Below are 23599 nucleotides of genomic sequence, written 5' to 3'. Positions count from 1 at the left end.
GACCTTTCCAGAGATATATAGGGGTTACTTCGTTCCGATTACACATTTGTTTGAAGTTTTTAGCGTGATGCTGTCCACCGGGTTTATTGGGTTTGTGCTTATAAGTCGGCGTATAAACCGCTTATTCCCTTATCCTTGCCTTTTGGCTTGGTGATAACCAGGTCTTTACCATATTTTCCAATGGGTTTTATTCCTGATTTAGCCTTTTCACCATTATCGGTATCGATGGTTCAGACACATCTTTGCTTGCGCTACGCATGAACTTCTTGCTCGATAGTTACCAAATTTGGCTTTCAGTAGTTCTATCTTTTAACCCCGCTTTAGCTTGATGGATGCTACCCATTTCAAACTAGGGGTTATGCTTTCACCTCAGCACTTGAGGGATGGGACTTGTAAATTTTTATTACTTATCTCTGAATTTCGTAACATTTCGTTATTTTTTGAGATTTTGTGATGTTTCTTTACTCACCCATAAATGTAATCAGTTATCACCAGTCTTAACAACTGGGTTAGCCGTCCCATAAGCCTTTCGGCTTAATTTAGGCTAAACGAATCGCACTATACTCACTGATGATCAAATTTTAAAGAAAAACTATGCTGATTATCCATTATTTATTCGACCGTTTAAACAACAAGAAGATTATGTAGGCACAATTGAATTTGATCCTTCTGATCAAAAATATAAAATGGTGATGTCCGTTGCCATTCGAGATAAATTTGATCGAATTGATGGGGTTTTATTTGCTGAAATTGACTTAAGTTTTCTCGGTTTTATTCTGTCTCAAACTCAAGTGGGTAAAACCGGATATGTTTATCTTGTGGATGAGCAAAATCAAGTCTTTACCACATCTAAAAATAGATCTAACATCTTTGATATTCAGAATTTACAAAATCCTAACATTATCAATTTAATTAATAATCATAATAATTTAGATAAAAATAAATTAAAAATAAATCGTTATCTAGGATTGAAAAATATAGAGGTTTTGGGAGCGACATCCCTAATTCCTGGTATGAATTGGTTTTTAGTCGTTGAACTTCCGATTAAAGAAGCCTATGCTCCTATTTATAAAATGATTTTTGTTATGGGAGTAGTAGTTATTTTAATTACAGGTTTTGCCATTGGTATCGGCATATTTCATGGTCGGCAAATTATTTTACCACTCAAACAATTAACCGACGCAGTGATCAAAATTAGTCAAGGAGATTTGAAAACGAAAGTTGATGTGCAGTGTTCTAATGAATTAGGCATATTAGCCACAGCTTTTAATCAAATGACCACTCAAATTGATGAGTTATTTGCAGCCATTGAAAAAGAAAGAAGTTTTATTTCAGCTATTTTAGATATCGCTGGAGCTTTAGTGATTTTAATGGATGGAAAAGGTCGAATTGTCCGATTTAATCGCGCCTTTGAACAAACCACTCAATATAGCTTTGATGAAATTAGAAATCGCTATGTTTGGGATATATTTTTAAGCCCAGAAGAAGCCTCTAAAGTAAAATCGAATTTTGCCTTTTTACTGATTGATCAATTTCCTAAATATTACGAATCTCGTTGGAATACCAAAAATGGAGAGCAACGAATTATTAGTTGGTCGGACACTGTTCTCCTGAATGAAGCTAAAGAAATTGACTATATTGTTAGTGTGGGTGTGGATGTCACCGAACAGCGTAATACAGAAAAAGTATTGTGGAAGACTGAAAAACTTTACACAACATTAGCCGAAGTTTCTCCGGTAGGAATTTTTCATACTGATACTGAGGGTAACTGTCTTTATGTGAATCAAAGATGGTGTGAAATTGCGGGCTTAACTCCAGAAGAAGCAAGGGGAAAAGGTTGGTCGCGGGCGATTTATTCCGAAGATAGAATTCAAGTCTTTCAAAACTGGGAAAACTGTGCCAAAAATCAAGTTCAATTTAATTCTGAATATCGCCTACAACGTCCTGACGGTAAAATTACTTGGGTTTATGGTCAAGCTGCTGCGGAGATAAATTCTGATGGAGAAATTATTGGTTATGTCGGTACAATTACGGATATAACTGATGGGAAACAGGCGGAAAAAGCTTTACGAAAAGCTAAAGAAGAAGCCGAAATTGCCTTAGTTAATTTTCGCAAAGCCCAAACCCAATTAATTCAAGCCGAAAAAATGTCTAGTTTGGGTCAATTGGTGGCCGGGGTTGCCCATGAAATTAATAATCCAGTTAACTTTATTTATGGTAACTTAGTTCACGCTCAAGAATATACGGAAAGCCTGTTAAGTTTAATCAACATCTATCAAACTCATTATCCCGACCCCCCGGCTGAAATTATTGATTTTGCGGAGGAGATAGAACTTGATTTTTTAATTGAAGATTTTCCCAATATTATTAATTCTATGAAAATGGGATCAAACCGAATTAGAGAAATTGTACTTTCCCTTCGCAATTTTTCACGGTTAGATGAAGCCGATATGAAAGCGGTTGATATTCATGAAGGAATTGATAATACGTTATTAATTTTACAAAGTCGTTTAAAAGAGAGTGTTCAACATCGAGGGGTTGAAGTGATTAAAAAATATGGGACTATTCCCTTGGTAGAATGTTATGTAGGCCAATTAAATCAAGTGTTTATGAATTTAATTTCCAATGCTATTGATGCTTTACAAGATTCCGGTAATAATTACCCTATTATTAATCAACAAAATCCCGATCAAATTACGATTGAAACTGCATTAATTGATCAAAATAAAATCATGATTAAAATAGCAGATAATGGTATAGGAATGTCAGAAAACATTAAATCTAACTTGTTTGATCCCTTTTTTACCACCAAACCCGTCGGCAAAGGAACCGGGTTAGGGTTATCAATTAGTTATCAAATTATTGTCGAAAAACACAAAGGTTCAATTCAATGTAATTCCGAACTAGGTCAGGGAACAGAGTTTATTATTGAAATTCCCTCCCATCAAAAAGTAGTAAGCCCTTCAGGGCTTTCTGAGTCCTGAAGGACTCACTACCAGTAGTAAGCCCTTCAGGGCTTTCTGAGTCCTAAAGGACTCACTACTTTAATGGAAATAATTATAGATTTCTTGGGCTAATTTCGGCCCAATTTCTGACACTTCTGCTAACTGTTCTGGGGTAGCTATTCTAATATATTCCAGGGAACGAAAATGAGCTAATAATAATTTTTGTCGATGATGTCCTAACCCGGGAATATCATCTAAATGCGATCGCTTCATGCGTTGAGTCCTTTGATTTCGATGAAAACTAACTGCAAACCGATGGGCTTCATCTCGTAATCTTCTTAATAGTTGAACCCCCGGTTGTTCGGAGTCGGTTTCTAAGGGTAAACTTTCTCCAGGTAAAAAGATTTCCTCCCGTTGTTTGGCTAAACTAACTACGCGAATTTCCTCTAATAAATTCAGTTCTTCTAAGACAGTAACTACCGCCGAAAGTTGACCCTTTCCCCCATCAATCATAATTAAATCCGGTTTATCTGTTGAAGTAGCATAGTCTCGAAAACGGCGCCCAATCACTTCTGCTAAACTGGCAAAATCATCGGAATGTCCGGCGTGAACGGTGGGGTTTTTAATCTTATAATGACGATAGTATTGTTGGGCGGGTAAACCTTGAATAAATACTACCCGGGAGGCGACTGCATCTGACCCTTGAATATGGGAAATATCATAACCTTCAATCCGATGGGGAAGATCGGGTAAATCGAGAATTGCTGCTAAATTTTCTAAGGCTAAAGTATTACGATCGCTTAACTTTTGTACCCGTTCTAATTCATATTCCGCATTCTTTTCTACCATCTCAATTAACTCGGCTTTACCTTGACGTTGGGGGGTTAAAATCGTGACTTTTTTTCCCTTGCGATCGCTCAACCAATCTGTTAGAATAGATTCATCTGGTAACTGATATTGAACTAATATTTCATTAGGAATTTCCACCGGATCAACAGATTGATAATGTTCTTCTAAAACCCTCTGTAAAATTAACCCCATTTCCGTTGATTTTAACTCCGGGGGAACTTGGGCGGTAAACCCTAAGCGTCCGACTAATTTTCCGGCGCGAATTTGAAATAACTGCACACAGGACTGTTGAGAATTAGCCGCCAGTGCGATCGCATCACGGGACACACGATCATCGGGTAAAGAAACTTTTTGATCTGCATTTAAAGACTGTAACCCTTGAATTTGATCTCGAATTATCGCCGCCGTTTCAAAGTTTAAGGCTTCCGAGGCTTGTTCCATTTGTTCCGCTAAATGATCAACCAATTCCCCCGATCTTCCCTGAAAAATCATCGCCACTTTTTGCACAATTTTTCTATATTCTTCAGGAGAAATTAATAGTTGACAAACCCCCGGACAGCGACCAATATCATAATTTAAACAAGGACGATCTTTAAATAACGGTTTAGGACGTTGACGCAGGGGAAAAATTCGTTTAATTAAATGCAAGGTATTTCTTAATACCCTGGTATCCACATAGGGGCCATAATAACGGTCTTTAATATTACCTAAACGGCGTTTACGGGTAATAAAAATTCGCGGATAATCCTCCGACCAAGTAATACATAAATAGGGATATTTTTTATCATCCTTGAGCAGAACATTAAAATGGGGTTGATGTTGTTTAACTAAATTGGCTTCTAAAGCTAAGGCTTCTGCTTCCGTATCGGTGACAATAAATTCTATCTCGGTAATTTGTTGTACCATTAAATAAATTCTGGGGGTGTGATGATGCTGTTCTCGAAAATAGGAACGTACCCGCGATCGCAATTTTTTAGACTTACCAATATAAAGAATATTATCCTGACCATCTCGCATTAAATACACCCCCGGAACCGGAGGAATATCTCGTAACTGTTTTTCTAACCGTTCAGGATCTTTAATTAGAGGAGAAGTTGTAACAGATGGCATAATTAGATTTAGACTTGAATATAAAAAAATGAATTGCTATAATTCTATTATAACAATACTTTTGTTGCAATTATTCAAGCCGATCAATATTGATCAAGAATTAGCTAAATTATCGGGAGGTAAAGATTGGTTTGATCTGTTATAATTATAAAAACGCTAAATTTAAGGTTTAGGTGTTAATGATGATTCAAGCTCCTCCTTTAATCACAATACCGACGGATACTTGGGTAAAAGCGACCTGGGAAGAATTTTTAGCCTTAGCCGAGAATCCTCAATATGCTGAGGGTAAGTTTTATTATGATCAAGAATACATGAGGATAGAAATGGCCCCACTAGGTTCAGCACACGGACACGATAACACAATTCTATCAACGGTAATCTTAGTTTATGCGGCTATTAAAAATATTCGGATTAAAGGATTTACTAACACATCTTTCCGAAAAACAGGAGCCAGAGAAAGCCAACCCGATATCGGATTTTATATTGGGGATAACTTCCAATTTCCCCCGCGCAATAATTCCCCAATTAACTTAGATGAATTTACCTCTCCCAACTTAATTGTTGAAATAGCTGCATCCTCTTTTGTAGATGATATTGGTCGAAAAAGATTACTCTATGAAAACTTAGGAATCCAAGAATATTGGGTTGTTAATGTTGAAGATAATACAATTTTAGCCTTTGCTGTTGAAAACCAAGGGAGTCGATTAATCGAAGAATCCCAAGTTTTACCCGGATTAAAAATAGCTTTAGTGACTGAAGCATTGCAACGTTCCCAAAGCGAAGATGATGGAAGTATTACACGCTGGTTAATGGGGACTATTAATTCTTAATTCAAGATAACTTAATCTCACCACGAATCAATTTAATCTCTCTATTACTAGCTATCATGGCAAGGGTGTGCTACATTAGTCTTGATTCCATCGCTCAACAAACTTTTTAGGAGTTTTCCCAAAAGTCTGAGTGATATATACAGCATAAAGGAGAAATCCAGATATGAGTCAGTGCCTTTTTCACAAAGACTTCTTGAATTACACTCCCATGTTTGATTCGGTATGGGAAGATTTGAACCAAAATGCTATTTTGGAGAGAATACTAGCTGATTATGAACGCTTAATCGCAGAACGGAGTTATTTAGATAAAGAACTAGGAAAAGCCCATCAAGAAATTTATCAACTAAAAACAGCACTGGCGAGTTCTAGATTAGTTTCCATCAATTTAGATAATGAAAATCTTAATCCCATTCAAGAACAATATGATCAAATAACCAAGGTTTTAGAACAAGCTAAAGCTAAAACCAGCAGTTTAATTCAAGCAATTCCTGACTTAATGTTCTGTCTGAGTAACGAAGGTGTGGTGGTCGATTATTATCCCGATAAGCAAAATCTTCATCCCATAAAAATCGAGGATGTAATCGGCAGAAAAATTGAAGATGTGTTTCCCAAGGATTTAGGGGATTGGACAAGATATTATTTGGAAAAAACCCTAGAAACGGGTCAAATTCAAGTGGGTGAATATGTAGTTAGAGGCGATGCAGAATGGCATCATTATGAAGCCCGCTACGTCAAAAGTGTCAGCAATGAAGTTTTAGCCATTGTCAGGGATATTACCCAACGGAAACAGGTCGAAGCTAACTTAAGAGTTTCAGAAATTCAAGAGCGGGAAAGGGCATTACAACTGGAAAAAACCCTGCAAGATTTACGACAAACCCAAGCTCAATTAATCCAAGCCGAAAAAATGTCCAGTTTAGGGCAAATGATGACAGAAATTGCCCATGAAATTAAAAACCCGATTAGTTCAATTCACGGAAATTTGACCTATGTTAATCAGGATATTCAGACCTTGATGGAACTGGTCAGCCTCTATCAACACTATTACCCAGAACCCCCTTCAGAAATTCGAGATTTTATTCAAGCATCGAAGGTTAATACCATTGTTAATGAATTACCACAGAGTTTAGAATTTATGCGATTAGGTGCAAATCGTTTATATGATTTAGCCCTATCTTTACGGAATTTTTCCCGCTTAGATCAACAGGAAATGGTATTGGCGGATATTCATGGGGGTTTAGATGGAACCCTAAAAATTCTCCATAATCAACTAAAATCCAAGGGGAGTCATGCAGAAATTCAAGTGATTAAAGACTATGGACAAATCCCCTTAGTCAAATGCTATCCAAATCAACTAAATCAGGTGTTTATGAACATTCTGTCTAATGCAATTGATGCCTTAGAACAACAACCTGTTCCGCGACAAATTACCGTTAAAACCGAAGCCTGCAAAATGCACTCCGGGTCAATTATAGAAGATGCCATTTGCATTTCTATTTCCGATAATGGCCCTGGAATTCCTAAGTCGGTGCAAGACCAAGTTTTTAATGCGTTTTTCACCACTAAACCCATGGGCAAAGGTACGGGTTTAGGTCTATCCATTTCTCAGCAAATTGTGGTTGAAAAACATAATGGTCGGCTAAAATGTAATTCTGAAGACGGAAAAGGGACAACCTTTGAGATTCTCCTATCCGTGCAACCCTGTGTTTCTTAGTTTTGTCGATAACTGATTGAATTTTTATCACAAGTGTTAAAAGGAGAGTTGCATACCGATACAATTGGGGCAAGCATTCCATCGTCAATCTCTCATGAATATTCGTACCGTTTCAACTCAACCCTTTAACGACCAAAAACCGGGAACATCCGGCCTACGCAAGTCCGTTCCTGCCTTTAAAAAGCCCCATTACCTAGAAAATTTCGTTCAAGCGATTTTTGATACCCAAGAGGGGTATGAAGGCGGCACCCTAATTTTAGGTGGAGATGGTCGCTACTATAACCGCGAAGCCATTCAAATTATCTTAAAAATGGCCGCCGCTAACGGCGTTGGAAAGGTTCTCGTCGGATGTGGGGGCATTGTTTCCACTCCAGCCGCATCTTGTATAATCCGCGAAAATCAAGCCTTTGGGGGGATTATTCTCTCTGCAAGCCATAACCCCGGAGGGCCAGAAGGAGATTTTGGGATCAAGTTCAACGGCAGTAATGGTGGGCCAGCCGTCGAAAAAATCACCGAAGCGATTTATGCCCGTACCCTGGTGATTGACCGCTACAACATCATGGAGGCGGCTGATATTAATTTAGATCAACCCGGAAGTTTTAAACTGGGAACCATGGACGTTGAGGTGATTGATTCCGTCCAACCCTACAGGTCATTGATGGAATCCTTATTTGATTTTGACCTAATTCAAAAATTATTAACTTCGGGTAAGTTTCGGATGTGTGTGGACTCCATGCACGCGGTAACTGGCCCCTATGCCAGTGCCATTTTTGAAAACCGCTTAGGGGCCGCACCCGGAACCGTGGTCAATGGCATTCCCTTAGAAGATTTTGGCGGCGGTCATCCCGATCCTAATTTAGTTTATGCCCATGATTTAGTCGAAATTATGTTCGGGGAAAATGCCCCGGATTTTGGGGCGGCGTCCGATGGCGATGGCGATCGCAATATGATTTTAGGAAATAATTTTTTTGTCACCCCCAGTGATAGTTTAGCCATCATCACCGCCAATGCCCATTTAGTTCCCGGATATAAAGGCGGTTTAGCCGGGGTAGCCCGTTCCATGCCCACTTCCCAAGCGCCTGATCGTGTGGCGGCAAAATTAGGCATAAACTGTTATGAAACCCCGACCGGATGGAAGTTTTTCGGCAATTTATTAGATGCAGGAAAAGCTACATTATGCGGGGAAGAAAGTTTTGGAACCGGATCAAATCATGTTCGGGAAAAAGATGGATTATGGGCGGTATTATTCTGGTTAAATATTTTAGCCGTCCGTCAAGAATCCGTGGAAGATATTGTTCGCAGTCATTGGCAAACCTACGGACGCAATTATTATTCTCGCCATGATTATGAAGAAGTAGAAACAGAAAAAGCCAATCAATTAGTTGATCAATTACAGGCAATTTTACCAAATCTAAAAGGTAAACAATACGGTTCCTATCAAGTCGAATATAGTGATAATTTTAGCTATACCGATCCGGTGGATAATAGTATTAGTAATAATCAGGGGATTCGGATTGGGTTTACCGATGGTTCTCGGATTGTCTTTCGGTTATCAGGGACGGGAACTAAAGGGGCAACCTTACGGGTTTATTTAGAAAGTTATGAACCCGACCCCACTAAACACAATTTAGATCCCCAAGAGGCGCTAGGAGAATTAATTACTATTGCCGATGAAATTGCCCAAATCAAAACCATAACCGGACGTCAACAACCCACTGTTATTACTTAATTGTTTAACCTGTTCCCCCCTGTTCCCTCCCCCCCTAGCCCTGCGTGCACGGGGGGTTAGGGGGCTGTTCCCTGTTCCCTGCTATAACATCTTTATTTTTGTAAAAAGTTAGCGACTACTCTTTATTTTATCAGGTAGTGATCGCTCTTTCTTTACTCTTTTTCACTGGACTTTGAAACAGCCCTGCTGCATAAAAAAGGGGGACTTTGATCCCCCCTATTCCCTTGTTATAGCAGTCGCCACATCTATTAGGACATTCTTGAAAGCTAAAAGCTGCTCACAGTAAGTATTTACCTATAGCGAGATTGCCTATTCCCTATTGCCTCTTGCTATAATGGGAGTTATTATGTCTTCCCAATTTTAAGACACAGAAATAACCTGTTCAACGCTTTCATTTCCCATTCTATCTACCGCGCGAACTGCATAATTTCCTGGGTTAACACGAATAGAAGTAGTATCTTTATTCACCACTTTAACTAACTGCCAACCCGTGGAAAATTGTTGATAAATTGCCCAAGAACGGATATCATTACTATTAGAAGGCATCCAAGAAATCGTCCCAGAATTAGTTTCAATTCCGCTAGGAGGTTCCGGGGGTTGATTATCCAACCAAGGCATAATCGGAACTAAAGCTGGAGTGGGATAAACCGCACTTTTGAAAATTTCATTCACTCCCTGACGATTATCTCGAAATATCTTCATACTAAAAAAGATATTTCCTAAAGATAATTGGGGGGCTGTTTGTCGGGAAATTGCGATCTGTCTTTGGATTTCAGAAATAGACCATTCATTTTCAATTCGATAGAGAGCATTTCCGACATAAATATGACGTCTTTGAGGATTATTTTGTAACCACCAATTTAACAGAACGGGGTAACTTTGTTGAGGGGGATCAATTTTCCAATAAAGTTGAGGCGCTAAATAATCCATCCACCCTTGTTCAACCCATAATTTAACATCCGCATATAGAGAAGCATATTGATCTAATCCAACAATTCCTGGAGCTTTTCCAGGGCGATAAATCCCAAAGGGACTAATGCCAAATTTAACATAAGGTTTAATCGCTTTAATCCCTTCATGAATGCGTTTAATCATCAGATTAACATTTTCTCGTCGCCAATCTGATAGCGCTAAATTTCCTCCTGCTGCACGATAAGCATTATAGGTTTGACTATCAGGAAATGGAACCCCACTTTGAGGATAGGGATAGAAATAATCATCTAAATGAACGCCATCAAGATCATAGCGTTGTACCACATCCATAATCACATTATAGGTTTGATCTTGAACTTCCTTTGCTCCCGGTTCCATCCACATTAAATCCCCATATTTATAGGCATATTGGGGGAATTTTGATGCCATGTGATTCGGTGCAAAAGCAGCATTTCCTCTTAATCTTGCCCGATAAGGATTAAACCAAGCGTGGAGTTCAATATTGCGTTTATGGGCTTCTTCAATCGCAAATTGTAGGGGATCATAATAGGGATTTGGGGGGGTTCCTTGGGTTCCTGTTAACCACGCACTCCAAGGTTCTATACTGGAACTATACAAGGCATCTCCATTCGGACGAACTTGCAGAATTAACGCATTTAAGTTTAATTCTTGCATCCTATTTAGGATAGCAATTAGTTCAAATTTTTGTTGATCAACGGATAAATTTGACTTAGATGGCCAATCAATATTAGCGACGGTTGCTACCCAAACTCCCCTAAATTCTCGTTGATGACTAATCGAGTTTGTCGGATTAATTATTCCCTGAGATAGTAAATTTTCCGATAGTTCTTGTCTGACTGTTGAGATATTAATAGAAGTGGAAAGAACCGGAAATTGAGCTAAGGTTAATCCCAAGAAAATACAACAAAAGCTTAATGCCAAATATCGTTGAAATTTGGTAATTTTTCCAAGTCTAATTTTTTGAATTTGACTTTGAAATGAACGAGTTAAATATTTTAAGGGTTTAATTCGCAAATACCCAAAATAATTCTGCTGTTTAATGGAGTTCCAATTCATGTTTTTTGTTAAAGGATATGACTAATATCAATTATCAGTAAATAGTAATCAGTTATCAGTTGTGAAATCGTTAACAGTGATCATTGATGAGTTAAGTATTAATTTAACTTCTTTCACTGATGACTGATGACTGATAACTGATAACTGATGACTGATGACTGATGACTGATGACTGATTAATAGCTTAACTAAGAAGGGGACATCTTACAAGGGAATGATCCCAATAGGGAAAAAATCCATATCTTCCCTGAGTCAATACTGCACAATTTTCGGTACAATATTTGAGTACAACTTAATCAAGGAAAAAGCATGACTCAGGTTAAAATTGGCATTATTGGTGGCAGTGGGTTGTATAAGATGGAGGCATTTACCGATGTGGAGGAAATGCACATTGATACTCCCTTTGGTCAACCTTCCGATGCTATTTTGGTGGGAACTTTAGAAGGAATGCGCGTGGCATTTCTGGCCAGACATGGACGCACCCATAGATTTTTGCCGACGGAATTACCCTATCGGGCTAATATTTATGCTCTCAAAAGTTTGGGAGTTGAATATATTATTTCTGCTTCGGCGGTGGGTTCATTAAAAGAAGAATTTAAACCTTTAGATTTAGTTGTTCCTGATCAATTTATTGATCGAACTAATCAACGAGTTTCTACTTTTTTTGGGAATGGTGCTGTGGCTCATATTACCTTTGGTGATCCTTTTTGTCCGCAATTATCAAAAGTATTAGGAGAAGCGATCGCTAGTTTAAATTTACCCGATATTAATTATCATTTATCGGGAACTTATGTCTGTATGGAAGGGCCAGCCTTTTCTACCAAAGCCGAATCTAATTTATATCGGAGTTGGGGCGGAACAATTATTGGGATGACCAATTTAACCGAAGCCAAATTAGCCCGGGAAGCGGAAATTGCCTATACAACTTTAGCCTTAGTTACCGATTATGATTGTTGGCATCCAGACCATGATCATGTCACCGTAGAAATGGTAATTCAAAATCTCCATAAAAATGCGGTCAATGCTCAACAAGTCATTCAAGAAACCGTGCGCCGTTTAAAATATCATTTACCTAAATCCGAAGCCCATTCTGCCTTGAAATATGCGATTTTAACCCCCTTAAATCAAATTCCATCTGATCGCAGACAACAGTTAGAATTATTGTTAAAAAAATATATCTAAACCAAAGGTGGCTGATGCCACCTAAATCTTGATAAAATTCATGTTGTTGCGCTTAAGCGCATCTTTATTAATAACTGAGTCAAAAATAAATCATGCTAAAATCCCCCATTAAAACTCTCAGTTTAGAAGATTTTCTTAAACTTCCAGAAACCAAACCCGCCAGTGAATATATTCAAGGTCAAATTATTCAAAAACCTATACCCCAAGGACATCACAGTACAATTCAGGTTGATCTGACTGAAGCAATTAATTCTGTGGTTAAAAAACAACGAATTGCTAGAGCTTATACAGAACTTCGCTGTGTGTTTGGAGGACGGGCAATTGTCCCTGATATTACGGTATTTGCCTGGGAAAGAATTCCCATTGATGAACAGGGAAAAGTTGCTAATGTTTTTAATATTGTACCCGATTGGATCATTGAAATTCTCTCTCCCGAACAAAACCCAATCAAAGTCACCGGAAAAATCTTACACGCTCTCAATCAGGGGAGTCAAATAGGTTGGTTAATTGATCCAGAAACCGAATCCGTTTTAGTTTATCCGCCCCAACAACAACCCCAATTATTAGAAGAAGAAACTGCTATTTTGCCGACTCCAGAATTAGTTAAAGATTTACAATTAAAAGTCGGAGATATATTTGCATGGTTGAAACATCAATGATATAATATAAATTAGTTTCTCTTACCCGCATGATCATGTTAGCCACCTCCCCCACCTACACAATTACTTGGGAAAAGTTGCCAGATGATTTTTTGCTACCCGATGACCCTGTGGATAATATCAATCAACCCGCCCTGGCTGCGGCCCTAACCGAAAGTTTGCAACTGGCCGGAAAACTGCCAGAAACAGCCCTCACCCCAACAAACTACGGTATTTGTGCCACTATCAATGGCAAAATGGCCGTAAAAGCCCCAGACTGGGCCTATATTCCCCAGATTTCCGTGAGTCGGGGGGAAGTGGTTCGCAGTTATACCCCGCAACTCCAGGGAGAAATTCCGGCCTTGGTCTTAGAATTTTTGTCCGATACCGATGGGGGAGAATATTCAGTTAAAGAAACCTATCCCCCTGGGAAATTCTTTTTCTATGAACAGATTTTGCAAGTTCCCAATTACGGAATTTTTGAACCCAACTCAGGGAGCTTAGAATTGTATCGTTTCGGTGACATCCAAAGGTATAGACTGGAATCGGCCAATGAGCATGGCTGGTTTTGGATACCGGAAATGCAGCTGTTTCTAGGAGCCTGGCAAGGAACTCGCGAAAACCGTCAGGGCCATTGGTTGCGCTGGTGGGATGAACAGGGTAATTTGCTATTGTGGGGTACAGAAAAGGTTGAACAGGAACGTCAACGGGCCGAGCAGGAATATCAACGGGCAGAAAGATTAAAAGCCCAACTACGCGCGGCTGGAATTGAGCCTGTAGAATAGGACAAAATATAAACTGTTAATTGCTACTCCCTGAAGGTTTTATGATTAGGACAGGTAAATCAAAATCATGCTTGAACACCTCAAGAGGATAAAGGGCCGATGCTCTATTTAGCGGAAGTACAAAAGCAGAGTAACAAATTTGGTCTAGGAGGCGGGAGGACGGAACTCAAGCTATTGGCTTGTCAGCGAGGTGAAAACAATTGGAGTGCCGTATCCGGGGATGAGGTCGTTCTCGCTGAAGATGCAACTAATTTCAAGGATGGAACTTTAGTTTTAGTCGATCTAAATACGGGTAAACAGGTACAGCGCATTCAAGAAGCTGCACGCCAACTGGTGGGAATTCTCCAGGATTTTTCTCGGTTGCAAGAAAAATTCAAAACCCAACAGGAAGAAATCGAACAGTGGAAAGAGTCTTTGACTTACCAAAGTCAGGAATTGAATCGTCGGGAAATGGAAATGGAAGCCCGACGGGAACAAATGGAACAACTGGAGGGAGAATTAGAGCGACTAGAACAGCAGCGTCAAGAAATTGATCGCTCTAAGGATGAAAGTAAACGTCTACGTTCTGAAATTGACCAAGCCCGTCAAGATATTGAAACCACTAGAGCCGCATTACAACAGCAACGACAACAGCTTGAAGAACAACAGGCCAGCTTAAAGTCGTCTCCCTCCTTAAATACGGAACAGTCGGCACTCTTGGGGAATTTACTGAATCAACTGTCTAACCCCATTTCGATTTCGCCCCTACAAACACAACTGGATCGCTCCCGGGAACAGGTGGCTATTGCTCTGAATGGGCTAGAACAACATCGCCAACGTTTACGGTCACAACGTTTAGAAGCAGAACAACTTCAACAAACCGTAGATAGTACAACCACAGACATTGAACAGCAATGGCAACAATGGCAACAAGCTCAGGATACTTTAACCCAAAACCGAGCGGAGTTAGTCGGTGAACAACAGTTACTTCAAACCAAACAGGACTATGCCCAAACCTTAAAAACCCTGATCCAAAACCGTCAAACCCTATTAGAACAGTTACAAAATTTAGCCTCCCGTCAATCTGAAAGTGATCCGGTTACTGTCAGTGTCAAGGTAGATGTTCAAGCCTTAGAAGCGATGTCATTGGAACAATTAAAAACCGAAGTTAAACAACTGGAAAAAGAGTGGGATCGCTGGTTTCGGATGGTGGGAGAACAGGAGGAGGAACTCAAATACAAGCTCGAAGATATTAAGGAAATCCAGGAAAAACTCAAAACCATCAGTGATTCCGAACGGGAAAATTTACAAACGGAATTAACCGATGAACAAGACGCCTATCAAATGCTGAATGAAACCTTAGTGGGTCAGCGTCGCACCCTCAAAGAACGGGAGGAACATAAAACCCAATATCAAGCGGTTTTACTCCGTCGCCAAGGTCTACCGCCTGTAAACCCTGGAGGAGCCAGTAATTTTAAATTGGTGATTGCTAGTTTGGAAACCCAACAACAGGAACAAAAACAGCAACTCCAAACTTTGGAAACCGAAATTCAACAAATCAGTTCGGGCTTTGAACAACGGCAAACCGATCTTAATACTCGCACCAACACCACCGAACAAACCCGCCAACAGTTAGAAACGACTGAACAAAGTTGGATCGAACAGCAACGGATGGTAGCAGAACTTTGGGGCCGGATCAGTTTGTATCAGGAAATGTTACAACCAGTTCAAGATTCCTGGAATCAAGTTCGCCAACAGTTAGAACAAACCACAACTGAATTGAATCAGTTGCTCGAAATCTCCCAGAATCAAACCCAGACAACAGAACAGTTACGGCAAGTTTTATCAGTGATCAGTTAACAGTTAACAGAGACGCGCCATGGCACGTCTCTACACTGATGACTGATTATTATTCTTCCTCAAAGCCTGATTCTGCTGTTAAATCTGAGGTTTGATTCTGGGTTTCCGGGTCAACGGGAATACAGATGAAGTTATCATCCTGAGTATAAATCAGGTTTTGTTGACGGAGTTTCCCCATCAGCCGGGTTACAGTAACCCGTGTAGTCCCGATCGCACTACCAATTTGAGAATGAGTTAATGACCAAGGGAGACGATAACCCTTAAACCCATCTTCCCTGTCACCACTGGTATAATACTCGCCGTGTTCTTCAATCAGTAAGGTCAAAAATCCTAGAAGTCGGTCAATGGTACGTCGTTGACCCAATATACTTAACCACAGTAATTTCCGTTGATGTTGATACCGGAAAGCATCGAGGACTTCCCGACGAAAATGGGGCCAGTTATCCAAGTCATGCCAATACATCCATAAAACCGTTGTATCATCGGCGTGGCTATAGGCTTGCAGGCTAAAGGGCGACTGGGCAATTAATTCAAAGGGTTGACCCGCACCGACAAAACCCAAAAAGGCTTGGTCTAATTTGCGATTACGCGGTCTGGATTTGGGTTTACTCTCGGCATATTTTAGTTCGGCGCTACCCACTAACCGGACGGTACCCCGTTGCACTAAATAAAGTAACCCCGGACGGGCTGGAATCCGCTCATCTTTACTGAAACTTCGACAACGGTAATGTTCCTGCGCCCAGTCAGTAATCCGTTGCCAGGTTAAAAACGGTCGGTTAGAATCGGTCGGAATCGGGGAAGACTGCATCATTAGATCGGCTCATTAAAATTTTTCAATCACAATCAAAGGCAGGAGGAATATTAAGACACCTAGAGGTTGAACAGTGTGTTTTAGACTTGAAGTATATGGGCTTAAGACATCTTAACCAATGTAGCAAAAAACACATCCCTTTGGGAATCAATAATCAATTCTTTTCAAAAATAAATTTCAAAAAATTTTGGTAATGCCTTAACCAGTAGGGGTCGAAGGAGGCTTTACAGCCCCCAACTCCCATACAAAACCGTGCTTGCGACTTTCACCGCACACGGCTCCTAATCAAGTTGAACTATTGTCATTAGAGCAACAGGTTTTCCTTTGACCCCTATATTACAATTATAATACATAAGTAATACTTATGTCCATTGTTTCGTAGGAGCCATCGGTTGCCGTTTTAGAATCGTGACAATGGCGGTGTAACAATTGCAGGTTCTTATATTCATCTTTTCCGCCTAAAGACGTAGGGATGATATGGTCGATTTCTGCAATGTCTTCTGGGGTGAAATATTGCCCACAAAAGGTACACTTACCTTTTTGCTTTTTAAGCAAAGTAGCTACTCGTTTAGGTACATCGAAAGATGTTCCTTTCCTCGTATTCCAGTATGTCCAGTTTCCGTCATAGGGTGATGCTTCAGGCTTTACCGTTACGTGGCGGATGATAGGTGTTTCGGCGTGGGTTATTAATCTAAAACCATCTTTGGTTTCAAAACTCCATGCTTTATTACCATTATTTCTGAAGTATTTCTTCAGTTTCCCGTAACTTGCTTTACTGCATCTGCTGACTGTCCATGCTCTTAATCTCTGCCAGGTCGTGTCATCCATGGAAGAAAATATTTTCTTGGAAACGACTTTGGAATGGTAATTGCACCATCCTTTAATTATCGGATTTAGGCGTTTGATTAATGCGTATTGGGGTGCAGTTTTGTGGGTTTTAATCACTTCTTTTACCTTATCCGCGTGAGCTTTAATTGCTTTCTTACTAGGTTTTATTAGAAGTTTGAATCCTAATATTTTTGAATTTTTACTTCCTGTTTTCCCTGAATGGTGTTTTCCCACTGGGTATTGTCGGAAGTTCCAACCTAGGAAGTCGAATCCTGGTGCTACCTTTTCGCCTTTTACTTCAATTTCTTTCAGTGTGTGGCATATACGGGTTTTGGCTGGTTTCAGTTCCAACCCTACAGGTTTTAACCATTCTTCGATAGCAACCTGGCACTGTTGAATGACCTCTAATTGTGGACTAATAACCACAAAGTCATCTGCATATCTAATGAGCGTTGCATAGTTTTTGTTGTTGCTCGTTTTCATTGGAAACAAGCTACTAACTAGACTGCTCATTCCATCCAGTGCGATGTTTGCAAGTAAGGGACTAATGACACCTCCTTGTGGAGTGCCTTCCTCTGTTGCGCTAAATATGCCGTTATCCATAACTCCAGCTTTTAACCATTGTCTGATTTGAGCTTTCATTGTTGATGGACAATCAATTTTAGACAGTAGATAATCATGGTTAATTTGGTCAAAACACTTTGAGATGTCAGCATCTAGGATGAAATATTCACCTTTGTTGATGCTTTGGAAGATTCTTGACATTGCGTCGTGGGCAGAGCGTCCAGGTCTAAAACCGTAGCTTGTACCCTCAAATCTGGCTTCCCATTGTGGCTCTAATGCAGACTTAACCAAGGCTTGCCTAACTCTGTCGTTTATAGTTGGGATTCCTAGAGGTCTTTCCTCACCGTTGGATTTGGGTATCCATTTCCTTCTGAGTGGTTTCGCCTTTTGGTATTTAAGATTTTCGACAAGTTCTAGCCGTTCTTTGGGTGGGATGGATTTGACTCCATCAACCCCGGCTGTTCTCTTGCCTTGGTTGTCTTGCGCAACCCTTCTTACTGCTAAGAGTTTGGCGTAATATGACTTAACTAGAAGTTTTTGGAGCTTCCGAGCTTTCGCATTTTGTCCCGATAATGATGCCTGGTAAATTCGCTTTTGCAGCTTGAATACTTTTCGTTGAACTTTCGCCCAGTTAATTGTATTCCATGCTTCCGTAGTCTTAAAACTCGTTTTCACCGTTTGTACTGCTAGTATCAACCTTACCTAACAACTTGACCGGAATCTATCGGCGTATCCTAAACATTACATCTAGGCATTAGCTTCTGACTCCATCTCTCGCCCTCATAACATCCGCCTTAGATTTGTGGCTACCTGACAGTATTCGACCACTGTAGGGTATATGAGGGGTTTTAACGTTCCTTGAAAATGGGATTATTGCCTTTAGCTTCATCCTGTCTGCCGGGGTACTTTTTGGGAGTCTTAGTAAGGTTTAGATTAAAAACCCTACCTTTTATAGAAGTTTAGAAAGACTTCTATCTTTTCCCCTTGTTCTTTTGAACGCAGTGTAATCAAGTCAATTTCACTACATAATCATTACGACAGTTCAAGCCGGATGTTCATTTACATTAAACTTGGGCAATTGGCTAGAGAACTACTTAGGCATTTGACTTATACCCGATTTCCCGTTATACCCAGCTTCAGAGTTTTGATAATCAGTCTGGCTCTGTGGGTATTGCCGAATCTCTTTGGAATTGGCTACCGTACTTTTTTTAAGGTTCACCGAAGCCGCACCATTGACTCCGAGATTGACCTTCCTTTAAGGTCACATTTTCAAAGTTAAGACGGGCTTGATTGGGTTTATTGATGGATTTAACTCCATTTACCAATTGTCTATACCTATCTCCCTGCTTACGTTTCGGGGTTTAACCCTAACTTCGACAGGAACGTCTCGCACCAATCTACTAATAATATCAGATTTGAGTAACTTGGCAAGGTCGTTTGATCACTCATGCTAACTCTAGCAGGTAGGTTAAGGGCACAACTGGGAAAAACCTTGGGTTGTTTAGGAATTGATACGGCTGACTCTCAGGAAATTCCCGTAAATCGGATTAAAAATCAAACTGGCGTAATCTATGGATCGGCGATCGCCATGAAATTAGCTTCCCGTTTGCATCAATCCCCTTTGGATTTGGCCACGTCCATCGGTCTGAAGTTCCAAACCCTCAACCCAGAATTAGGTAAATTCCCGCCGGATGTCACAATTCAGGTATTACCTTCGGGGATGTTGCAGTTTGAGTTCACCGATCTCGGAATTGCCGCTTGGTTAGAACAAATGATCCGATATCCCTGGATATCCACTCCAATTCAGGATCGGCAAATTCTGCCCGATCTATTTGGGATTCAATATAGTCATGCTCGCTGTTGTTCCTTATTGCGTCTGGGCGATCGCGATCAGTTAATTACCTTAGAAGCATCTAACCTAATTTCTACATTACCCTTAAAAATTAGTCCCCATTCTCCCCCAATTCCCTGGTTAAATCCCCAGGAAAAACTACAATTTACCCAAAGTTATGAATATCAGCTACTAACCGAATCTGTGAATCTGGTTGATATTCTATTCTGTTCTGCTAGTCCTCAAAAATGGCTCAAAATTGCCGATCAATTTAGCCAAAGTTTTCAACAATTTTATCGTTATTGTCAAATCTGGGGAGAAGTCAAACAAGGCAAAACTGAGTTAGCTCAAGCTAGACTAGGTTTGGTTTTTATTACCCAATTTCTCCTTAAAATTTTATTAGAAGAAAAACTAGGAATTATGGCTCCCCTAGACCTCTAGTAAGCCCTAAAGGGCTAACTAATCCACTAAAAAATCCGTCAGAATTTCATCCGGTTCATCTTGATCATTATCATCAGCTAAAAATTTGGAAAAAGTAGAACTAGGGGAAATAGAAAGTTCAGGGATAACTATTTTTTCCAATGCGACTATTTTGGCTTCTAATTTAGCAACTTGATTTAATAATGGTTTTAAAGATTCGACTTTTTCCTGTAAATTCAATAATTCTTTTTGGAGATTAAAATATTCCAAATCAACCGACTGACTACTCAAAAATACTCTGGTTTTATCTAAATACTGACCAATCGCTTCTTGAATTAATTCTTCTAAGGAATGTCCAGTTTCTAGGGATAATTGATTGAATTGTTCAGCCCATTCTGAAGAAACAGTTATTTCTATTTTTGTATTATCTAAGCTCATCTTTTTTCCCCCTTGGAGACTCCCGCTATATCGGTAAGTTGTTGTTTATTTAAACTGTGATTATAGCATTACCTTTGTTTTTAAGTTTACGTCCCCATTTAATAGATAACTGTCCTTCATTTAAAATGAATTAACGGGTTGCGCCCAGATATAGTTACAATAGGGGCAGTATATTGTTGGTTATTTTTACCCTTTATTGACAACCTGAACGATGCAACCGACCGATCCGACAAAATTTACAGATAAAGCCTGGGAAGCCGTGGTTAAATCCCAGGATGTGGCGCGTCGTTTTCAAAATCAGAATTTAGAAGTCGAACATCTGATCACCGCCCTACTGGAACAAAATGGACTCGCCACTAACCTCATGAGTCGGGCGGGAGTCGATACGGATATTTTTGGCCAACAGTTGGAAGCCTTCACCAAACGTCAACCCAGAGTTGGACGCATTGAACATTTATATTTGGGACAAAGCCTTGATATCCTATTAGATAAGGCAGAAGAAGCTCGTCAAACCCTACAAGATGGTTTTATCTCCATAGAACATTTAATCCTGGCTTTCTCAGAAGATGACCGCATTGGTCGTAAACTCTTAGCCGGAGAACAACCTACCAGTCAACGCCCCGGACGTCCGGGTTATGATCGCCCATCAAGTGCACCCTCCATACGTCCCAAACTAGAAGAAGCGATTAAAGCGATTCGAGGTAGTTCAAAAGTCGAAACCCAAAGCCCAGAAACCAGTTATGAAGCCTTAAAAAAATATGGTAAAGACTTAACAGAACTCGCTAAAGCTGGAAAACTTGATCCGGTGATCGGTCGGGATGAAGAAGTCCGTCGGGTGGTCAGTTGTTTATCTCGCAGAACTAAAAATAATCCGGTTTTAATTGGCGAACCAGGAGTAGGAAAAACCGCCATTGCGGAAGGTTTAGCTCAAAGAATTGTGAACGGAGATGTGCCAGAATCCTTAAAAAATCGCCAGTTAATTTCCCTAGATATGGGTAGTTTAATTGCCGGGGCAAAATATCGGGGAGAATTTGAAGAAAGACTGCGATCGGTATTAAGAGAAGTCACCCATTCCGAAGGGCAAATTGTATTATTTATTGATGAATTACATACCGTTGTTGGCGCTGGTTCCGGGGGCGGTTCATCAGGAATGGATGCGAGTAATTTATTAAAACCAATGTTAGCCCGGGGAGAATTGCGTTGTATTGGCGCTTCAACTGTGGACGAATATCGTAAACATATTGAAAAAGATCCCGCCCTAGAAAGACGGTTTCAACAAGTTTATGTCGATCAACCTTCTCCTGAAGATACCATATCAATTTTAAGAGGATTAAAAGATCGTTATGAACGCCATCATGGGGTAAAAATTACTGATAGTGCTTTGGTAGCCGCGGCAATGTTATCAAGTCGTTATATTAGCGATCGCTTTTTACCAGATAAAGCCATTGATGTTGTCGATGAAGCCGCCGCCCAATTAAAAATGGAAATAACTTCTAAACCCGTTGAATTAGAACAAATTGATCGGCGGGTAATGCAGTTAGAAATGGAAAAATTATCCATAGAAGGAGAAAGTTTAGGAACGGGAGAAAGTAACCGCCGAAATGATGGCGGGGTAGCCCTTCGTTTAGGCAGAATTAAGGAAGAAATAGAGAGTTTAAAAACCAAACAGGAAAAACTCGCCTCCCAATGGCAAGGGGAAAAACACCTATTAGATAGTATTAATAAACTCAAGGAAGATGAAGAAGAATTAAGGGTACAAATTGAACAGGCAGAAAGGGCCTATGATTTAAACAAAGCCGCCCAATTAAAGTATGGTCAATTGGAAGTTTTACATCAAGAACGGGAAGGCAAAGAAGCGGAATTAGTTAAGTTACAATCTCAAGGTTCTTCGATGTTGCGTGAGGAGGTTACAGAAGCCGATATCGCGGGGATTATTGCTAAATGGACTGGTATACCTGTTAACCGTTTATTGGAGTCAGAACGGCAAAAATTATTGCGCTTAGAGAGTCATTTACATCAACGGGTAATCGGGCAACAGGAGGCAGTGGCGGCCGTTTCTGCTGCTATTAGAAGGGCGCGGGCGGGGATGAAAGATCCCGGTCGTCCGATTGGATCTTTCCTGTTTATGGGGCCAACGGGGGTGGGAAAAACCGAGTTGGCGAAGGCGTTAGCAGAGTTTTTATTTGATAGTGAGGAGTCGATTATTCGGATTGATATGTCTGAATATATGGAAAAACACGCGGTTTCCCGGCTAGTCGGGGCGCCTCCGGGCTATGTGGGATATGACGAAGGCGGTCAACTATCGGAAGCGGTGCGACGCCATCCCTATTCGGTGATTTTATTTGATGAAGTGGAAAAAGCCCATCCCGATGTGTTTAATATCTTATTACAGGTATTAGATGATGGCCGAATTACCGACTCGCAAGGAAGGACTGTTGATTTTAGAAATACCGTAATTGTAATGACCAGTAATATTGGGGGGGAACATATTTTAGATGTGGCGGGGGATGAGTCCCGTTATGGGGAAATGGAGAAGCGAGTTATGACGGCTTTGCGATCGCATTTTCGCCCGGAATTTTTAAATCGTGTGGATGATATTATTCTATTCCATTCGTTAAGTAAAGGGGAATTAAGGTATATTGTTGCGATTCAAGTTAAACGGATTCAAAGGTTATTATCGGATCAGAAAATATCTATTGAATTATCACCAGCAACCTTAGATTATTTAGCGGATATTGGTTATGATCCAGTCTATGGGGCTAGACCGTTAAAACGAGCAATTCAACGGGAAGTAGAAAACCATATTGCTAATTTATTATTAGAACAAAAATTCATAACGGGAGATACAATTTATGTGGATCATGTAGATGACAAATTAGTGTTTAATCATCAACCTTTGATTCCTAAACTAAAAGAAGAACCGTTAATCATGAATGTTCAACCCATGAGAAAAATAACATCTGATCCGTTGGAAATTGATATTCAACCTGTGATATTAAACACTTCTAAAACAGCAGAGGGGGATGATATTATTACCGTTGAAACGGTGAAAGATGAATAGGTCTTGATAAGTAGTTAC

General features: G+C 40.0%; 15 protein-coding genes. 10 read left to right on the top strand and 5 right to left on the bottom strand.

Features of this window, described 5'->3' with window-relative positions:
* Positions 1-560 precede the first annotated feature (560 nt).
* A complete protein-coding gene (locus NMG86_RS12455) occupies positions 561-2984 on the top strand; it encodes a PAS domain S-box protein (protein WP_499103733.1) in 2424 nt (807 codons plus the stop codon).
* A gap of 60 nt (positions 2985-3044) precedes the next feature.
* Here the strand turns inward: NMG86_RS12455 and uvrC are convergent, their stop codons facing one another.
* On the bottom strand, positions 3045-4904 hold the full coding sequence (uvrC, locus tag NMG86_RS12450; protein WP_026797764.1) for an excinuclease ABC subunit UvrC: 1860 nt from the start codon (positions 4902-4904) through the stop codon (positions 3045-3047).
* Positions 4905-5083: 179 nt separating this feature from the next.
* On the opposite strand from uvrC, the gene NMG86_RS12445 reads away from it, so the two are divergent.
* The 3 genes from NMG86_RS12445 to NMG86_RS12435 all read left to right on the top strand — a co-directional run bounded on the left by NMG86_RS12445 (position 5084) and on the right by NMG86_RS12435 (position 9174).
* Complete coding sequence (locus NMG86_RS12445; protein ID WP_026798663.1) at positions 5084-5734, top strand: Uma2 family endonuclease; 651 nt, start codon at positions 5084-5086, stop codon at positions 5732-5734.
* A gap of 163 nt (positions 5735-5897) precedes the next feature.
* Entirely contained in the window at positions 5898-7445 is a 1548-nt protein-coding gene (locus NMG86_RS12440; protein WP_144018153.1) for a sensor histidine kinase, read from the top strand.
* A 94-nt stretch (positions 7446-7539) separates the two neighbouring features.
* Positions 7540-9174 (top strand): alpha-D-glucose phosphate-specific phosphoglucomutase, encoded by a 1635-nt coding sequence (locus NMG86_RS12435; RefSeq protein ID WP_026797763.1) that lies wholly within the window; start codon positions 7540-7542, stop codon positions 9172-9174.
* Positions 9175-9534: 360 nt separating this feature from the next.
* Here the strand turns inward: NMG86_RS12435 and NMG86_RS12430 are convergent, their stop codons facing one another.
* Entirely contained in the window at positions 9535-11184 is a 1650-nt protein-coding gene (locus NMG86_RS12430) for a glycoside hydrolase family 10-like protein (protein ID WP_081694479.1), read from the bottom strand.
* A 309-nt stretch (positions 11185-11493) separates the two neighbouring features.
* Between NMG86_RS12430 and NMG86_RS12425 the strand changes: the two genes are divergently transcribed.
* The 4 genes from NMG86_RS12425 to hmpF all read left to right on the top strand — a co-directional run bounded on the left by NMG86_RS12425 (position 11494) and on the right by hmpF (position 15628).
* Positions 11494-12366 (top strand): S-methyl-5'-thioadenosine phosphorylase, encoded by an 873-nt coding sequence (locus NMG86_RS12425; RefSeq protein ID WP_026786694.1) that lies wholly within the window; start codon positions 11494-11496, stop codon positions 12364-12366.
* A 92-nt stretch (positions 12367-12458) separates the two neighbouring features.
* Positions 12459-13025, top strand: coding sequence for a Uma2 family endonuclease (locus tag NMG86_RS12420; protein ID WP_026797761.1), 567 nt, complete (start codon positions 12459-12461; stop codon positions 13023-13025).
* Positions 13026-13060: 35 nt separating this feature from the next.
* Entirely contained in the window at positions 13061-13789 is a 729-nt protein-coding gene (locus tag NMG86_RS12415) for a Uma2 family endonuclease (protein ID WP_026786696.1), read from the top strand.
* A 99-nt stretch (positions 13790-13888) separates the two neighbouring features.
* Entirely contained in the window at positions 13889-15628 is a 1740-nt protein-coding gene (gene hmpF / locus NMG86_RS12410) for a pilus motility taxis protein HmpF (RefSeq protein WP_026786697.1), read from the top strand.
* Between the two features lie 49 nt (positions 15629-15677).
* On the opposite strand, the gene NMG86_RS12405 is transcribed toward hmpF, so the two are convergent.
* Positions 15678-16436, bottom strand: coding sequence for a Crp/Fnr family transcriptional regulator (locus tag NMG86_RS12405; RefSeq protein WP_043937031.1), 759 nt, complete (start codon positions 16434-16436; stop codon positions 15678-15680).
* A gap of 345 nt (positions 16437-16781) precedes the next feature.
* On the bottom strand, positions 16782-18506 hold the full coding sequence (ltrA, locus tag NMG86_RS12400; RefSeq protein ID WP_026797760.1) for a group II intron reverse transcriptase/maturase: 1725 nt from the start codon (positions 18504-18506) through the stop codon (positions 16782-16784).
* A gap of 772 nt (positions 18507-19278) precedes the next feature.
* Between ltrA and NMG86_RS12395 the strand changes: the two genes are divergently transcribed.
* Positions 19279-20103, top strand: a complete 825-nt coding sequence (locus NMG86_RS12395) for a DALR anticodon-binding domain-containing protein (RefSeq protein WP_052338705.1) — start codon at positions 19279-19281, stop codon at positions 20101-20103.
* Positions 20104-20121: 18 nt separating this feature from the next.
* Here the strand turns inward: NMG86_RS12395 and NMG86_RS12390 are convergent, their stop codons facing one another.
* Entirely contained in the window at positions 20122-20520 is a 399-nt protein-coding gene (locus NMG86_RS12390; RefSeq protein WP_026797759.1) for a hypothetical protein, read from the bottom strand.
* A gap of 211 nt (positions 20521-20731) precedes the next feature.
* Here NMG86_RS12390 and clpB point away from each other — a divergent pair, with 211 nt between their 5' ends.
* Positions 20732-23581, top strand: a complete 2850-nt coding sequence (gene clpB / locus NMG86_RS12385; RefSeq protein ID WP_081693667.1) for an ATP-dependent chaperone ClpB — start codon at positions 20732-20734, stop codon at positions 23579-23581.
* The last annotated feature ends 18 nt before the right edge of the window (positions 23582-23599 follow it).

The sequence above is a fragment of the Planktothrix rubescens CCAP 1459/22 genome, from assembly GCA_904830895.1.
GTDB classification, from domain to species: domain Bacteria; phylum Cyanobacteriota; class Cyanobacteriia; order Cyanobacteriales; family Microcoleaceae; genus Planktothrix; species Planktothrix agardhii.
Note: the sequence above shows the minus strand (reverse complement) of the source record. Positions and strands in the feature narration are given on the sequence as shown.

Excerpts from the sequence above, each read along its gene's own strand:
- NMG86_RS12395 (WP_052338705.1), top strand. The coding sequence starts at position 19,279 with ATGCTAACTCTAGCAGGTAGGTTAAGGGCACAACTGGGAAAAACCTTG.
- NMG86_RS12445 (WP_026798663.1), top strand. The coding sequence starts at position 5,084 with ATGATGATTCAAGCTCCTCCTTTAATCACAATACCGACGGATACTTGG.
- NMG86_RS12415 (WP_026786696.1), top strand. The coding sequence starts at position 13,061 with ATGTTAGCCACCTCCCCCACCTACACAATTACTTGGGAAAAGTTGCCA.
- NMG86_RS12430 (WP_081694479.1), bottom strand. The coding sequence starts at position 11,184 with ATGAATTGGAACTCCATTAAACAGCAGAATTATTTTGGGTATTTGCGA.
- NMG86_RS12435 (WP_026797763.1), top strand. The coding sequence starts at position 7,540 with ATGAATATTCGTACCGTTTCAACTCAACCCTTTAACGACCAAAAACCG.
- NMG86_RS12405 (WP_043937031.1), bottom strand. The coding sequence starts at position 16,436 with ATGCAGTCTTCCCCGATTCCGACCGATTCTAACCGACCGTTTTTAACC.
- uvrC (WP_026797764.1), bottom strand. The coding sequence starts at position 4,904 with ATGCCATCTGTTACAACTTCTCCTCTAATTAAAGATCCTGAACGGTTA.
- NMG86_RS12390 (WP_026797759.1), bottom strand. The coding sequence starts at position 20,520 with ATGAGCTTAGATAATACAAAAATAGAAATAACTGTTTCTTCAGAATGG.
- NMG86_RS12440 (WP_144018153.1), top strand. The coding sequence starts at position 5,898 with ATGAGTCAGTGCCTTTTTCACAAAGACTTCTTGAATTACACTCCCATG.
- clpB (WP_081693667.1), top strand. The coding sequence starts at position 20,732 with ATGCAACCGACCGATCCGACAAAATTTACAGATAAAGCCTGGGAAGCC.
- NMG86_RS12425 (WP_026786694.1), top strand. The coding sequence starts at position 11,494 with ATGACTCAGGTTAAAATTGGCATTATTGGTGGCAGTGGGTTGTATAAG.
- NMG86_RS12420 (WP_026797761.1), top strand. The coding sequence starts at position 12,459 with ATGCTAAAATCCCCCATTAAAACTCTCAGTTTAGAAGATTTTCTTAAA.
- hmpF (WP_026786697.1), top strand. The coding sequence starts at position 13,889 with ATGCTCTATTTAGCGGAAGTACAAAAGCAGAGTAACAAATTTGGTCTA.